Source organism: Pseudoalteromonas sp. XI10, from assembly GCF_001469895.1.
GTDB lineage: Bacteria > Pseudomonadota > Gammaproteobacteria > Enterobacterales > Alteromonadaceae > Pseudoalteromonas.
Map to the genome: position 1 here is coordinate 41,645 of NZ_LOPY01000008.1, position 16,886 is coordinate 58,530.

The window sequence follows — 16,886 nt, forward strand, 5'->3', positions numbered from 1 at the left end:
TCTGGGTTTTTTGTATTTTTTTGATAATTTATTATTTCAAATATCTAGCCAAAAACTTTTCCATTTTTGTGTAAAGCTCAACTTTATTTTCTTGCTTCTGAAAGCCATGACCTTCATTTTCTTTCATTATCCATTCATCATCTGACAAAATTACTCCTTTTTTTGCCAAAGCATCGCGTAAATCAGTTGCGTGTTGCTTAACTACACGCGGGTCTTTCGCACCTTGCACTATCATTAGTGGCGCTTTAATTTTATCAACATGTTGCAACGGTGACATTCGTTTCATTAGTGCTTCATCAGATGGATCACCAATCTGCATTTCAAGCACTTCACGTTGTGACTCCCAATGCTTTGGTAATGTATCAAATAATAAAGACACATCTGTTACGCCAACGTAATCTATTCCGCATTTATAAAGTTCAGGTGTAAACGCAAGGCCTGCTACTGTGGCATAGCCACCGTAACTCGCGCCATAAATACAGACCTTATTCGCATCTGCGATACCTTCTGAAACCAAATATTTAACGGTATCTGTAATATCATTTTGCATTTCAGCGCCCCATTTACCACCATAGCCCGCTTGCTGGAATTTGCGACCATAACCGCCAGACCCCCTAAAGTTAACTTGGACTGTGGCATAGCCTCTACTTGCAAAAAACTGCGCTTCAGGATTGAATCCCCAATAATCTCGAATTCCAAAGGGACCACCATGTGGATTTACGATAAGAGGTAGCTGTTTACCCGATGAGTTTTTAGGAATTGTGATATAACCATTTAATGTTAAACCATCTCTACTTTTGAATTCGATAGGCTGCATCGGCGACATCGCTTTAGGATCTATCCATGACATTGGGCTTAATAATGCTTTTAAGCTATTGTCATTTTTATTGAATAAATAATATTGGCCGGGATCAGTGTCACTCGCTGCATAGACAATATTGAGCACTTCATCATCAGAGCGACTGGTAATTGTCACAACTTTATCGGGAAATGCCTGCTTTAATGAGGTCATCATTTTTGCAGTCTGTTCATCGAAGTATACTTCCTCAGGGTATTTGTCATAAAAACTAATTGAAGTAAGCTTTTTACGCTTTCTCGAAAAGCTAAGCGATGTAACATCAACGTTATCATGGGCAAAAATTTGTTCGCCTAACTTATTCGTTTCTGGATCGAAATAAAAAACAGCTTTGGTATCACGACCTAAATCAGAAGCGACGAACAACCTTTTATTATCGAAATCAAATGCCAATGGTTCAATATTTGCTTCTTCGGCATTGTACTCTCGTAATACTCTGAATTTTTCTTCGCCTTTTCCTTTATATAGTAAAGTACCTTTTAAACCTTCAATCGTTAAAGCGCCACGTACCTCACCATCATGATCAAGCATCCACCCCTGAACGTTACCAGGGTTCTTTGCAAGTAAGTCCATCTTGTAATTACGTTCGTGTTTACGATCCCAACGGCTGTCGATTGGCAGTTTATATAAATCTGGAGCAACAATGTTTCGGCCGTTATATTGCACCAGAATATGCTTTGGATCATCTGGTAATAAATGCACAACTGATGCAGAGCGGATACCTGATGCGCCAACTTTTGATCCGACTAACTGCACGACCTTCGCACGTTTCTTATGGGCATCAATTGTATAAATACTGAATGCTTCATTACCATTACTGTCTAGTGTAAAAATAATGTCATCATTATTCGCCCAAGAGAAACTATTGATATCTTGCTCATCAAACTTTGTTATTGGCCTCGCATTTTTAAAGCCATCAACTTCCATTACAACAATATTTCTACGCTCGTTAATTGGCGATAAAACCGCAAGGTACTTACCATTTGGAGAAAGTTGCAAATTAGAAAATTTAGGTGTTTTAAAGAAGTCCTCAATTGGGATGTCTTGCGTTTTGGAGCCGACACTCATAGATAAACTGAGCAAACTACTCAAAAGTAAAAACCATATTATTTTCATTTTAATATTCCCTTTAATTATGACGATAAATGTTTGGGTTATTTATAACTTAGTACTTTGCATAAAAAAACCCTGCTACAGCAGGGTTTTAAGAGCTTATACTAATTATTTTAGCTTAGAATTTTTGTTCTAAACGAAGGTACATTGAACGACCTGTTTGATCGTATAATGACCAGCTTGAATCACGGTAATCACGGAAGCCGTCATACCAAGAAGGTGCTTTCTTATCAAATACGTTGTTAACACCTACAGAAATTTTAGTATTTGTTGGTGCAGTGTATGTGAACTGAGCATTATGCTTGAAGTATGAAGGAACGTCAGCAAGGTAATCAACACCCCACTCTTCGTTACCTGACTCTTGAGCGCCTACGTAGAACATAGTCCAAGAAGCACTGTAATCTTCATAAGAATAGCTAACACCTAAATCAGCTTTCCAATCTGGGTAGTCTTGAAGACCAGCATAATCAAACGGTTCTGCATCTTTATCAGCTTTTTCTTCAAACTCCATAACTTTTGAAACGTTTAGCATTACGCCAAAGTCACCGAAGCTAGTTTCATGCTTATAGCGAGTTGAGAAATCGAAACCAGACGTTTGTAGTGATGCTTTATTGATATAACCTGTGTAGATGTAATCAATTTGGCCAGTACCATTAGCACGGTCGATAGCATCTGGTGTAGAACCTAAACCACCTTCTTCTTGTTCAATACGTAGAAGTTCAGTTGTGCTTACGTCATCGATACGGTTTTCGTAGCTGATATCGTAGTAAGTTAATTCTACTGCTAAGCCATCAACGATATCCCATACGAAACCAAGCGTCGTAGAGTCACCCGTTTCTTCAGTAAGGTTTGCATTACCACCGAACCATGTCGCTACTTGCTCACCAGCGTCAGAACAATAACCTTCTAATGATTGACCAGGGTTAGCATCACACCATGCTGTATCACGAACAGTTGGGAAGCTTAATGCATAAGACTGGAACATTTCGCCCATGTTAGGAGCACGGAAAGACTCACCCCAAGAACCACGGATTAATAATGTGTCAGTTGGGCGCCAAGTAACACCTACTTTTGGAACAACCTTATCAAATGTAGTGCTCTTTTCACCAAGGTTAGTCATACCTGACTGTTCGTATTTCTCATAACGACCAGCAACAGTTACATCAATTTCGTAAGGTAAGCTTGCTTGAATTTCCATGTATGCAGCAGTACGGTCACGAGTTGCATATACGTCATCGCCGCCTGAACCGCCTGAGATGAAACCATTTGCAGACTCAGGGTCAGATACTTGAGTGAAATCAATTTCTTCAAATTCTGCACCAACAACACCAGCAATAACGAAATCACCGTTATCAACGAATGTAGTAGACACTAAACCATCAATTTGTTGGCTTTCGTAACGACCTTCATAAGTACCTGTATGCGCTGCATATTGGTATAAGTCTGTAAGTTGAGTATTCCACTCTTCGTAGCTCATGCCAGTAGTGTTAAGAATATCATATTCACCAGAGTCAATTGCGCTTTGTAACATTACGTCATTAACTAGGTTGCTACCAAAAACATTTGTTTTAGAGATGCTGTTTTGATAGTTGATTTCCCAATCAAAACCATTACCAATATCAGTGAAGCCTTCAAGACCTAATACGATGTCTGTAGTTACAACTTCTGTTTTTGTATCACGGTTACCAATTGGCACAGAACGCATGTAAAGACGGATATCTTCATCTTCTGGGTTATATTGGTTGTCAGCATCCATCCAAACTGCACCGGTAGATACTGGCGTACCTGCGTAACGAGAGTTTGTTTCGTTGAAACTTGCCATTGCACGACCAACAAAGCGAATGTTGTCAGTCAATTCATAGTTAAAGTTAGTTAAGAATGAGTTGTTTTCTACGTCTGGGTAGAACTTTGTAACGTTACCGTAGTTGTATAAACAACCACCAACGCCGTTCTCATCCATAGAATTTACGACGTCAGCTGTTTGGTCACAAAGCTCAGGGTTAGAGATATAGCTACCCGCACCACCGATTCGGTAGTTTGGAACATGGCTATAACCGCTGTAAGCACCGTAAGTCGGATCGTCCATCGCCCAAATTTCTTTGTCGAAGATTGCATTGTCACGTGAGTTTTCATACGTGAAGATGATGTTACCTTTTTCAGATGTGTAACCTGAAGTAATTGAGAAAGTTTTGCTTTCGCCACCTTCAACTTTAGGTACTTCGTAATCGTATTTTACGCTAACACCATCAAAGTCTTTTTTAGTAATGATATTGATTACACCAGCAACAGCAGATGAACCATAAACAGCTGATGCGCCATCGCGAAGGATTTCAACACGCTCAACAACTGCCATTGGAATGATTGATGTATCAGCCGATGAACCAGAAGATGAACTTGTACCAGGCATACGACGACCATCTAATAATACAAGTGTCGCGTCAGAACCAAGGCCACGTAAGTTAATGTTAGAAGAAGCTGCACCACCAGCACCGTAACCAGATACACCTTTCCAAGAACCGAAAGAGTTAGAAGCAAGGTTATTTAAAACGTCAGCAACTGTAGGCTCACCTGAAAGGCTGATTTCTGCCGCTGATAAAACGGTAACTGGAGAGCTGTTCTCAAGATCTACCTGCTTGATACGTGAACCAGTAACTTGGATACGCTCAACTTTTTCTGCGTTTTCTTCATCTGCAGCAAATGTGCTTGCAGAAAATGCAGCTGTAGAAGCTGCGCCAAAAGCGACCGCTAAGCGAACAGCTTTTGAAACTTTATTATTTAACATTTGATTCTCCCTGGACCATGTTATTCATGGAATATTTATAGTTATTCAAAAAAAATGCATATTAGGCATTAATTTTGAGCTTTGATAATAATACTCGCCACTCTTAAAGGTCAACACTTCGCTAACTCAAAAGTTCAATTTTTAACAATAAATAAAACACTAACCAAAATAATAAAACATAATTAACACCTTCAAACCCCTTTAAATACAATAGGCACAGCAACATTTACAACAAGTTACAAAGGTCAAAAAGAATTTAATTTTTTAGTATTAATATGGGTACTAAAGCAAAACCCACCATTAATTGCAGTTTCCGCAACAAAACTTAACACCAATAAATGGCATTTTTTATCTTTAAAAATAAAAAAATAAAATTTTAAGACCTTACAATTAAGGTGAAACCACAACAAACATGGTCAAAACGATTAATACATGTAGAAAAAGGACAAAATGATGCAAAAGTTAATAGAATGAACATTCTATTAACTAGCAATAACTAACGGAAAGTGCAGAAAAACATTTAACCCCTTATATTTTCTGAAGATAAATAAGTAAAACTAGAACAAATTCGGTACATATAAACTTGAAAAAACTGTAACAATCACTGATAGTAAGATTGTTAAAACAACAAGGAAAAATCATGTTTAAACAATTATTACTAATTGCATTTACGTTTTGCTCACTTTCTTCGTATGCAAAAATAAATGAACTACCAGAAGAATTTTCAGACTTTAGCCTTAATCGAGATATTAAAATTTCGTATGAGGACCTTGATAACTTACTTGAAATGACTGTTATCGACATGGGGATGTCAGACCGAAGCTCTCGCAAATCTCAATCCTCCATTGGCACCCGCATGAAATCGCACAGAAACAACGATACTGCGCTTGAAGCCAATCGTTTTTTCTTCGAAGGTGTTTCTAAATCAGAGATAAAGGATGGCTTTCACAAGATTAGAGTTAGCTTAGAGAAGGTACCTAGCGAAGTATCGCTGAATGATTTAAGCCTAGACGAGCAGTTAGCTTACTGGCTTAACCTATATAATACAGCCATGGTCGAAAAATTAATTGAACACTACCCTATTCGCGATACAGAAGACCTTCTATTTGGTGATGATTCGATTTTAGAAGATGAGTTTTTAACCGTTGCCGGTTACAAACTTTCACTCAATGATATTCAACATAAAATTGTTTTTGAAAAATTTGGTAAAAAAAAGCCGATAGTTATGTATGGCTTTTATCAAGGTAACATTGGTAGCCCAAACCTTCGAGATGAAGCGTATAAAGGTAGCAAGGTTTACCATCAACTTGTTGAAAATGGAGAGGAATTTGTAAACTCAAATAGAGGCATGCAAATTAAACGTAAAAACCGCCTTTATGTATCTAAGTATTATGAGCAAGCTGAGTCTTTATTTTCAGATTTCGAAAGTGACTTACGTGAGCACTTAGAAGACTACGCTGAAGGTCAAATGAAAAGCGATGTTAAATACGCCAAACGCTTCAAAGTTGATATCGAAGATTGGAGTATTACTGATTTATATGGTACCGACCGTGACTATGGCGGTTCTGCATCAACTAACCCTGCAGCAATGCTTAATGCTGTTGTAAGCAACTCAGCTGTACCAATCGGTCCTGAAGGTAGTGGCTCAGGTATTGGAGCGGTTAATGTGAGTCATATTACGGATTCAATTATGATGCGCACCATGGATTTTGGTCGTTTTTCTCCTGAAATGTTAGAGAAAATCAAAAAACTTAACTTAAAGCGCCAAGACAACAGTGGATCTGTTGAGATTAAGGATCTTGATTCTAACAATTAAAATAAGAAGGCCACTCGTCAAAAGAATGTGACGGGTGGCTTTTTCTGAACAGGGAGTTCGCTATGCTTAAACCACTCTTATTAATAACCGCAATTTTCTTTACTGCACACTCGTCAGCAAAACTAGACACTCTACCTGAAGAATTTGCCGATTTCGGCTTAGATAGTGATTTAACAATATCTTATGGTGATTTAGATCAGTTACTTAAAATCACGGTTATTGACTTAGGCCGCTCAGACCGAGGTTTTCGAAAAGGCCAATCAGGCATTGGCACACGCACCCGAGCACACAAAAATAACGATACAGCTCTAGAAGCAAATCGTTTTTATTATGAAGAAGTTGTAAAGGCAGACCTGAAAACTGGTTTTAAAAAAATACGTCTGAGCCTTGAACAAGTTCCTGAACAAATCCCACTTAATGAGCTCGTTTTATCTGAGCAACTGACTTATTGGCTAAATTTATATACCACAGCATTATTAGAGAAACTCATTGAGCACTACCCTATCTTCAGTACTGAAGATTTATTATTTGGTGATAATTCATTACTTGATGAGGAATTTATTACTGTTATGGGGCATAGCCTGTCTTTAAATGATATTCAACACAACATTGTCTTTAAAAAGTTTGGTAAAAATAAACCGATTGTTATGTATGGATTTCACCAAGGAAATATAGGCAGCCCAAATCTTCGCCCAGAGGCCTATGTAGGAAGCAAAGTGTATTACCAACTAGCAGACAATGGTGAGGAATTTGTTAATTCTAACCGAGGTATGCAAATTAAAGGGAAAGATAGACTTTACCTATCCGTTTACTACCAGCAAACAGAAGCCTTGTTTGACGACTTTGAGCAAGATTTAAAGTCTCATATTGAACACTATACTAATGGCTCTTTAAAAGATGCTGTAGAGTCTTCTAAAGGGTTTAAGCTTACAATAGATGATTGGCATATTGTGGATTTATATCGCACGCATAGAGCCTATGGCGCCTCTTCTGCTATTAACAGGGCCGCGCTAGAGGGTATAGGAGGAATGACATATGGATATCGTGCAGCAGACGGAAGCTATATCACCGATCCCTTAACGAAGCGGCTAGCTCAATTTGGTCGATACCCACCACAAGTTTGGAAGAAAATTCGCAAGCTTTATAAACAAAGAGAACGCATTAAAGGTACTGTAGAAATCAAAGACCTTGATGTAAATCAAGAGTAATATTTTACTTTACTGTACGCCCTGTTAACATAAAGCAAAAACAGGGTGTACGAGTGAATAATTCATTGCAAAGAGCTTTGCACGCATTCAATCAACAACAATATGTGCAGGCATTACAACTCCTTTCTTTACATACAAATAAAACCGCTGATTGGTATACATTAAATAGCTTATGTTTATCAGCTGTAAACAAAACTATTGAAGCAGAGCAGTGTTATTTACAAGGCCTTAGCCAATTTAGCAATCATGTTGGCCTTTTAGACAACTACACAAATCTACTTTGTAAACAAAAAAAGTATGCAGAGTGTATTCAGTTTTGTGAATACAACACAGCTTCTTTATCACTCGAAAAGCCACGACTTAATTACATTGAAAGCCTAATTAATCAAGATGAATTATTAAAAGCCGAACATTTATTGAGCAAAACATCGCCCTCGCAGAACACATTCGTTCGTTACCATTGGCTCACTTTAGAGCTTTTCGAGCGCTTTGGTGACTTACAACGTATCGAAGAGTATTTTCAAACAAAATTGCCAGCTCAATTAAAGGGGCAATTTCATTTCGTTTATAAACATGCTTGTAATTATCGAAATTTAGGTCAATTTGCCGAGGCCTTAGCGCTTTTGCAAATGCTTTTAAAACAGCAACCAAGCGCCGAGTTGCATTACATAGTTGGTTGTACATACTATGATTTACAGCAATATGAACAAGCACAAGCTCACCTTAAGGCATGCTTAGAACTTGCTCCTAACTATGTACCAGCGCATGAAAGCCTTAACAAGCTCTACTGGGAACACTCGCAGAGTCAATTAATGAGTTCATATGCTCAAACTTTCAAAAATTATGATGCAAACCCTGTTCTGATCCACTCTCAAATTGGCCAACTACTGCAACTAGATAAGCTGGAAGAAGCATTATTAGTAAGCAGTGATGCAACACGAAACCATCCACAAAATTTAGATTTACATCATGCACACAGTATAATTCTAGATAGAACAGGTGACGAAGAAAAAGCATTTTCACTCCTTCAGCAACTCGTTAAAGCAGCCCCTCAAAATGCTCGTTACTGTATTGATTTAGCAAACTTTTACATACAACAAGGCGATTACAGCTCAGCGATATCTCATTTAGAAACCGCAGTAAAATTTAATCCTAATAACCAAGAGCTTTGGGCATATTTAAGTATTGCTTGGCGACTATCAAATAATGATAAATATCACTGGTTAACTAACCTAGATAAATTCGTTAAAGTGATGGAGCTACCTGCTCCGCCTAGTTTTAAGACCTTTGCTGATTTTAATAAGCAGTTGCAGGAATTAATGTTCAGCCTTCACACAAATAAACTACAACCATTAGATCAAAGTGTGCGCAGTGGCAGCCAAACACAAGGTCACTTGTTACACCGTTCAAACCAACTTATTGATTTATTTAAGTCATCTATGAATGAATGCATTAATCAATACCTGATGCAGCTACCAGAGGATGCTAACCACCCTCTATTAGCGCGTAATCATAAACGCTTTGTTGCCAGAGGTAGTTGGTCGGTGAAACTAGAAGAAGGCGGTTTTCATGCTAATCATATCCACCCTCAAGGTTGGTTATCAGCGCCGAGCTATATTTCTATTCCTAATGAGATGAGTAAAGATGATGAAACTAAAAATGGCTGGCTTAAGCTAGGAGAAACCAGTCTTAACTTAGGTGAGCGTGAGTCTATAGCTCGTGAAATATGCCCTGAGGAAGGTCAAATTATTATATTTCCAAGCTATATTTGGCATGGTACATACCAACTAGAAAGCACTAGCCCTCGGCTAACTATTCCATGTGATATCATGCCCTTAAAATAATAAAAAAGACCATCTAAATGATGGTCTTTTTTATTACCAATTACTTATTTAACAACGCTTTGGCATCTTGGTAGGATTTTTCATCGGCCTGTATGTGTTCAAGGTAATTTGCAAATCGTCCTGAAGATGACTTATAAAGTGGCTTTCTAACCTGCCATACACTCGCTGTACTTACAGTGCCAGATTTATTGTGAAATCGCTGGGCCTCATCAGTATATTCAAGCCCTAGAAAGCTAAACAGCTGTTCTAAAATCTGCTCGGGTGAGCAAACGAGCTGATCGTAATTCAGAGTAAAAATATCTTTACTGAAACACGACTGCCAATGTGACTTAATACGTTGCTGCTGCTCATAGTGATGTAGAATATCACTAAGGGATACAGCATAGTTTAAGCTCGGACCCAAATGCTGGAAAAAAGCTGACAAGCTATTGTCTTTAATATCTCGTTCCGTCCAGATAATCTTAGCTTTTGGATAGAGCTGCTTGATAATGTCTAAGTAAAGGTAATTTTCAGGGCGTTTATCTGTTACATAAAGCGCACCTTCAGCTCTTAAAGTTAATTGTTCTTTATAACCATCAATAAATTCAGGCTCTTTAGCCTTATTAACAAGTGCCTTTTCATCGCCAATCAAATTGAATAACGATGAATGTAAATAGGCAATTTCACCACCTGCCGCTATTTGCTCGTTAGAGCTGATGATTTGTTCAATTAATGTTGAGCCAGAACGAAACATACCGCAAATTATAATTGGTGTTATTGAACTATTCGCTTCTTGCAAAGCAATATTACGAGCTAAGGTGTAGTCAGTAATCTTCTCAGCAGATTGGCGATCATAGGCTGGTAAATACTTTTTATTGTAATGATTAGCTTTTACATAATAATACCAAGCTTTCTGATAGTTTTTACAATCATTAAATACTTTACCAAGTGCATAATAAATATCAGCACACGCTATATCATCTGACTCTCGCTTTAAAATGGCTAAGCTTGCTTGTTCATAGTCAATTGCATCGCGTTCAGTGAAGGTTTCAATATCGGCCAATCTTGCTTGAGCCATCGCATTAAATGCATCTATTTTTAAAACCTGTTGAAAGCCTTTTTTCGCTTTCTCTTTATCACCAAGCTGTTCGTAAATATTTGCCAATGAAAAGTGAGCTTGAAGATTATTTTCATCATGACTAATCGCTTGTTGTAAGTAACGTACGGCATCATCGGGTTGATGTAATTGCTCATTATGCATAAAAGCAATTTCTATTAGAGCGGGTGCTTTAAACTGCTCAGATAATGTTAGAGCTTGTTCAAAGAAACGCATCGCTGAATCGTGGTTATCAAGCTTTCTTTCTATTTTTCCTAGCTGAAAGCAAATATCAGCTTGCTGCGGATTTGTCTCATATAAAGGTAATAGCGCGCTTTTTGCAATTTTGAACTCACCACAACTTATACTTAATTGTACTAAGGTCAGTACATAATCAAACTTGTTTGGAGCTATCGATACCAGTTTTTGGCAATAGGCAATGGCTGTTTCAGTATCTTGTTGCTGCATAGCAACTTTGAAAAGGATCTGTAACGCTTTTTCAGCAAACTCATTGTTATGTGTTAACGGTTTTAATAATTCTATCCCTTGGTTAACTTTACCTTGCTGAAGTAAAGCAACAGCTTGGGTAAACGCGTGTTGTTCTGATGTCATTGTTTCCCCATATAAAAAGCTTCCCCATAAAAAAAGCGAGCCGAAGCTCGCTTTATCATACATTAATTAATTCAAATTAGAATTTTAATGAAACGCTTGCGTGGAAGTAACGACCTAGAGTGTCGTAGTAACCAGCAACTGCGTTACCATTTGTAGATAATGTACCGCCTACTAGTGGTGGCTCTTTATCTAATACGTTGTTCACACCAACAAGTACGCGAGTGTAATCATTGATAGTGAATGAACCTTTAAGGTCAAGGTAGCTTTGTGAACCAATGCCGTCTTGAACTAAAGTGTCAGAACCTGTGTAGTCATTAACTGCACTGAAGTAACGCCATTTAGCAGTAGCTTTCCACCAGCTACCTGTGTCGTAGCTTGCAGTTAGAACATGACGCCATTCTGGTTGTGGGAAACAGCCATTGTCTAGTGTATCAACACAGTCATACGGTTCACTTACACCTGGAATATCTTCATATTCTTTAGTCATCATGTAAGTACCGATTAGGCTTGTAGAAAGTGTACCACCGCCGATTTCCATGTCATAGTTAGCACTTAAATCAACACCTTCAAAATGAATGTTACCTAAGTTAGTGTTTGTTGCTACAACTTGACCAGAACCAATCCATAAGCTGCCGCTACCAGGAGTACGTTCAATCTTATCACAGAATTGAGCATCGCCTGTTAGACCACACTGACGAACGATTAACTCTGGGTCAATTGCACCGATTGCATCTTCAAGGTCGATATCCCAGTAATCGATTGAGAAGTTAAAGCTCTCAAATGGGTTACCAACAACACCTAGAGTGATTGTATCTGCGATTTCAGGGCTTAGATCAGGGTTACCACCGAAGAAACCGTTATACTGATCTGCAGGGCTCTTACCTACGTTACCGTACTGAGACGCTGTAATACCTGTGTTAGCACAAGCTGCTTGGCTAAGTTCTGGAGTTGCAGTCGCACATGGATCTACACCTGCCCATAAACCTTGGCTTTGTTGAGCGAATAGCTCACCGTTGTTTGCAGAACGAACCGCACGGTTGTAGCTTGAACGGATTTTCCAGTTCTCAGTTACGTCCCAGTTCATTGCTACTTTATAAGTAGGCTCTGAACCTGAAGTACTGTAATCAGACCAGCGATAACCTAAGTCAATTAATAGACTTTCAACACCAGTGATACCTTCAACGATAGGAATACTTAACTCACCGAAGAATTCTGTTACATCGTACTCACCGTTAAGGCTCTTAGTAGGACCACCTTGACCAAGTAATAGACCTTGTGCGTAAACTTCATCCGCTGTACGGCCAAATGTTTCTTCACGGTACTCAGCACCGAATACTGCAGCAAGTGGGTAATCTGAAGAAGGAAGACCAAATTCAAATTCACCTGTTACGAAGCCACTTACGATGAACTGTTCAGTAACACCGTTAAGAATCGCAGTACCAGTTAATGCGCCAGCTGATTCAGCAGAAACACCTTGGTATGTGAATACTTCGTAAGGGATACAGCCATCAGTTGCGGCACAGTCTTCACCATTTGCAGAAAGCGCAGTACTGATACGTGGACCGAAGAAGTCATTTTCGTATGCAGAAGATGAAGAAGTTGAACCATATTGCATGAACGCTTCATATGACCAAAGGTCACTGATTTCACCTTTACTACCTAGTACTAAGCGGAATGAGCTGTGCTCAAGTTGGTTAACACGTGGGCCACCTTCAACGTTACGCTTACCAATGTAAGTAGCAAATTGGTCACCAGAAGTTAGACCGAAACGGTCAGTTAGGTTTTGACGCTGTGCATCTGTAAGAAGAGGGCTATCGTAATCGATTACGTAGTTTTCATTAAAGAACGTACCCGATTCTGCGATTTGTGCAGAAGTACGGTCACGCATGAACATAGCTTCAATGAATGGGTGGAAGTTATCGTTTACTTCATAGTTAGCGAATAAGCCCATTGTGTGGCGCTCATCCGGACGCATAAAGTGGTTTACTGGTGCGTAGTTATAAACGTTACCGCTTGAAGGAATGAAGCTACTATCAGAACCAAGTGTCCAGTAATCGTAGTCATCCCAATCAAATGCACCTGTGTCAGTTACACCTGAGATATAGAAGTTAGGAACTACCGCGTTACCAGAACCACCACACGCTGTACCTGCAGCATTAAGAGCACATGAAGAGTAATCACGTGCGCCTTGGCGTAATTCGTTTTGTTTGTTGTAAGTGAAATAACCTACAGCGTGACCTTTACCGCTATCGAATGAACCACCTAAAGTAGCAGAGAAATCAAACGATGAACCGTCAAAGCCTGAGCTTCCATCAGGGTAATCAAAATCACGGTCATCCATTAAACCTTGGATATACTCGTTGTCGTTATCGTGTTGATAAGCTGTTGAACCAAGGTTTACTTCGAAACCTTCGAACTGATCGTCCATCACGAAGTTTACAACACCCGCTACCGCGTCAGCACCGTAAGTTGATGAACCACCACCTGTCATAACGTCAACGCGTTTGATAAGTGCAGCTGGAATTTGGTTAATATCAGCAGACTGGCTGTAGATACCACCAGCTTGCATACGACGGCCGTTGATAAGTACTAGAGTACGCTGTGAACCCATACCACGTAAATCAAGAGTAGCAGTACCAGAAGCACCATTTGATTGGAATGCAGTGCTTGAAGCTTCTAGTTGAGGCAAGCTGTTCATCATGTCTTCAACACGAGTGAAACCAGCTACTTCGATTTCTTCAGCTGTTGTAACTTGTACTGGGCTTGCAGTTTCGATATCAGTACGTTTGATACGTGAACCTGTAACTTCAATACGTTCAACTTTTTCTACTGCTTCTTCTTCAGCAGCATAAGAGTTTACAGAAAACGCAGCTGTTGAAGCTGTACCAAAAGCAAGCGCTAAGCGAACTGCTTTTGAAACTTTATTATTTAACATTTGATTCTCCCTGGACCACTATATTGTGGCTATATTTAGCATAAGCTTGTTTATTATTTGTATCGCATCAGGACTGCGACAAACAAATAATAAACAAATAAAACAAAATATCCAGCCCTTTATTTACAATTTTTTAATGAAGCAGCAAAAAGTTTACGTTTTCTTGTTTTATGGACAAAAAACACACAAATAAGCGTTTAAACTGAGCTTACCGATCATTCATCGCAACAAAGAGTCAAAAAAATGTTAATTTTTCTAAAAAAGCTGTATCTGACGGTCACTTAGTGACGAAACTTTAGTACCCAAATCAACAACAATCATTTCAGCTATTGGCAACAATTGTTTGTTAACATAAATGCCATAATCGTAATTATGGTGACCTGTGTAGTACTCAGCGCCGTTAGGGGTGTAAACATATTTAATTATTTGTCCACGCTGAAATGCAAGATGAGGATTGTCAGCTAAGTACTGTTTCGCTGCTTTAACGTGGGGAGGGATGTTTTTTTGGTAATCGGTTAAATGCTGACCCAGGCGTTTGCGATAGATTAACTTAGCGTCAAACTCACCTGCATATAATTTTTTAACATACGTATCAAAGGCTTGAAAAATTAATTCTTGGCTATAATTTTCAGCAAATAATATCTCAAATAATTCTGTTTGAAACTCATGAGCAAGTTCTGTCCAATCACTCCTTACGGTTTCCATACCTTTAAAAACTAATTTTGAAGCACCATTTTTTTCGACTTTTCCTACATAACGCTTTTTTGAACCCATTGTTTTGCCTCTAATAGTGGGCATAAAAAATGGGCTATAGTGAGTTTCGTACTCAATTTCTAAAAAGCTGTCTATTTTATAGTCTTTCTGCAAAACCTGCTGCCAGCGTTTGTTAATTTTCTCCGCCAGTTTCGTACCGATTTCATTACAGTTTAGTGAATTTAGATCATCATCAAGCTTAACAAAGGTCGAATCTGTATCACCATAAATGACGTTATAGCCCCACTCTTCTATCCAGTGCTTGGTTGTTTGCATTATTTCATGGCCACGCAAAGTGATTGAACTCGACAATCTCGGGTCATAAAAGCGACAACCTTTAGAGCCAAGTACACCATATAAGCTATTCATGATGATTTTAATTGCCTGCGAGAGCATAGGTTGGTTTTTATCTTTGGCCATTTGCCTTGTAGCTGCAAGTTCACGAATAAGCTCAGGCAGATGGTGCTCAGTACGTGAAAACTGTGCTTGATTAAAACCTTCGATTGCGTCATCTGGCTTTTTTAACCCTTCAACTAGACCAAGAGGGTCTATACAAAATGTACGCATTATTGATGGATAGAGGCTTTTGTAATCAAGCACCAGGATATTCTTGTAAAGACCTGGCTGCGATGACATGACATAACCACCTGGGCTGTCAAAACTTAACCCATGATCGCCTAAATTAGGGGCTATATAGCCACTTCTATGCAATAGCGGTAGATAAAGATTAGTAAAGGCCGCTACTGAGCCGCCCATTCGTTCTAATTCAAGTCCGGTGAGTTGGCTTCTTACAACTGCAAAATCGAGTAACTTTAATTTCTCAAAAATCCGCAAAACTAAAATACAGTCTTGCCTGTTGTAATTAGCAAGAGACAGCTTGTCTTCATTAAACTGGCGAATAATTTCTTCAAGACGATTATCTGTGCTGATCAGCTTCTCTTCACCAAGTTCGATACTCGCTACATTGGCAAGACTGAAACTGTCGTAGTGATAAGTGGCATTTTTTAAGGTATCAATACCATCAATAACTACGCGACCAGGCATTGTTATGCGAGTAATGTTTCCCGAGCGCACGCGCATTATTTCTTTGTTGCGACCAAGCTTTAGAGATATACCTAACGCCTCAGCTCTTGCGTGAAGCACACTGAAGTCAAATTCAATAACATTCCAACCAATCAGTACATCAGGATCAATTCGCTGAATTTCATTTTCAAACTGAGTAAGCAGATCTATTTCATCTTCACACCAATTGATTTGATAATCTAGATGAGTCGTTGGCTCTGGGCGACCTATCATTAAGACTTTATCAATGCCTTTTCCGACTAATCCAATAGAAAATAGTACGCCTTCGCCATTACACTCAATATCAATAGAAACATGTTTGAAAAAAGGCCTAAATTCATTGTTTGGTTTTAATTTAGCGTTCTTTAACAGTCGAAAACCGCTTCGTATTTGTATTTCACCTTTTACCCATACTGAGCCTTTAATGAAACGCTCCATCAAAAATCTGTCAATTGGCCTAACATCATCTTCAAAAGTAACTAGTTGTGAACTTTTTAAAACCTTAATGGCGCTGTAGTAATCTTTTAACGATTTAAAATAACAACATATCACCGACTGATTTTGGAAGTTTTTTAGTTTGGCATCAGCAAAACGAGCATGAATGTTTTGATTTTGTAATAGTCGCTTAGCAGCAGTTACTTGGTTTTCAGGAATGAAAAATACCACCTCTTGGTGCTCAACCTGTACTTTTAAAGGGCCGTTTTCACTCCAGAGCCAAAACACAAAACTAACCCCTGATGAGCTATCAAACGCTTCTTTAGAAAGGATAAAACCTGTATCTGTAACCATTTACTTCAAATATCTATTACGGAAGGGGTATAGTACACCCT

8 protein-coding genes are annotated in these 16,886 nt (G+C 38.8%); 3 read left to right on the forward strand and 5 right to left on the reverse strand.

Annotated elements, in window-relative coordinates; genetic code table 11:
• Window positions 1-31: 31 nt before the first annotated feature.
• Together AUR67_RS00860 and AUR67_RS00865 are read right to left on the reverse strand one after the other, a co-directional pair.
• Entirely contained in the window at window positions 32-1,972 is a 1,941-nt protein-coding gene (locus AUR67_RS00860) for a S9 family peptidase (RefSeq protein WP_054564039.1), read from the reverse strand.
• Window positions 1,973-2,087: 115 nt separating this feature from the next.
• Window positions 2,088-4,751 carry a TonB-dependent receptor gene (locus tag AUR67_RS00865; protein WP_058583747.1) on the reverse strand — a complete coding sequence of 888 codons (2,664 nt, stop codon included), beginning with the start codon at window positions 4,749-4,751 and terminating at the stop codon, window positions 2,088-2,090.
• Window positions 4,752-5,391: 640 nt separating this feature from the next.
• Here AUR67_RS00865 and AUR67_RS00870 point away from each other — a divergent pair.
• From AUR67_RS00870 to AUR67_RS00880, 3 genes are all read left to right on the forward strand, one after another.
• Complete coding sequence (locus AUR67_RS00870; RefSeq protein WP_058583748.1) at window positions 5,392-6,567, forward strand: DUF547 domain-containing protein; 1,176 nt, start codon at window positions 5,392-5,394, stop codon at window positions 6,565-6,567.
• A gap of 62 nt (window positions 6,568-6,629) precedes the next feature.
• Window positions 6,630-7,775: a DUF547 domain-containing protein gene (locus tag AUR67_RS00875; RefSeq protein ID WP_058583749.1), complete on the forward strand. Its 1,146-nt coding sequence runs from the start codon at window positions 6,630-6,632 to the stop codon at window positions 7,773-7,775.
• Window positions 7,776-7,828: 53 nt separating this feature from the next.
• Window positions 7,829-9,619, forward strand: coding sequence for a putative 2OG-Fe(II) oxygenase (locus tag AUR67_RS00880; protein ID WP_058583750.1), 1,791 nt, complete (start codon window positions 7,829-7,831; stop codon window positions 9,617-9,619).
• Window positions 9,620-9,659: 40 nt separating this feature from the next.
• Here the strand turns inward: AUR67_RS00880 and AUR67_RS00885 are convergent, their stop codons facing one another.
• The 3 genes from AUR67_RS00885 to AUR67_RS00895 form a co-directional block, all read right to left on the reverse strand.
• Complete coding sequence (locus tag AUR67_RS00885; protein WP_161936919.1) at window positions 9,660-11,306, reverse strand: tetratricopeptide repeat-containing sulfotransferase family protein; 1,647 nt, start codon at window positions 11,304-11,306, stop codon at window positions 9,660-9,662.
• A 76-nt stretch (window positions 11,307-11,382) separates the two neighbouring features.
• On the reverse strand, window positions 11,383-14,241 hold the full coding sequence (locus AUR67_RS00890; RefSeq protein ID WP_058583752.1) for a TonB-dependent receptor domain-containing protein: 2,859 nt from the start codon (window positions 14,239-14,241) through the stop codon (window positions 11,383-11,385).
• Between the two features lie 255 nt (window positions 14,242-14,496).
• Window positions 14,497-16,845 carry a DNA polymerase II gene (locus AUR67_RS00895; protein ID WP_058583753.1) on the reverse strand — a complete coding sequence of 783 codons (2,349 nt, stop codon included), beginning with the start codon at window positions 16,843-16,845 and terminating at the stop codon, window positions 14,497-14,499.
• Window positions 16,846-16,886 lie beyond the last annotated feature (41 nt).

Bases quoted from the DNA above. Each gene is read 5' to 3' on its own strand.
- AUR67_RS00890 (WP_058583752.1), bottom strand. From the start codon at position 14,241: ATGTTAAATAATAAAGTTTCAAAAGCAGTTCGCTTAGCGCTTGCTTTT.
- AUR67_RS00860 (WP_054564039.1), bottom strand. From the start codon at position 1,972: ATGAAAATAATATGGTTTTTACTTTTGAGTAGTTTGCTCAGTTTATCT.
- AUR67_RS00865 (WP_058583747.1), bottom strand. From the start codon at position 4,751: ATGTTAAATAATAAAGTTTCAAAAGCTGTTCGCTTAGCGGTCGCTTTT.
- AUR67_RS00870 (WP_058583748.1), top strand. From the start codon at position 5,392: ATGTTTAAACAATTATTACTAATTGCATTTACGTTTTGCTCACTTTCT.
- AUR67_RS00895 (WP_058583753.1), bottom strand. From the start codon at position 16,845: ATGGTTACAGATACAGGTTTTATCCTTTCTAAAGAAGCGTTTGATAGC.
- AUR67_RS00885 (WP_161936919.1), bottom strand. From the start codon at position 11,306: ATGACATCAGAACAACACGCGTTTACCCAAGCTGTTGCTTTACTTCAG.
- AUR67_RS00875 (WP_058583749.1), top strand. From the start codon at position 6,630: ATGCTTAAACCACTCTTATTAATAACCGCAATTTTCTTTACTGCACAC.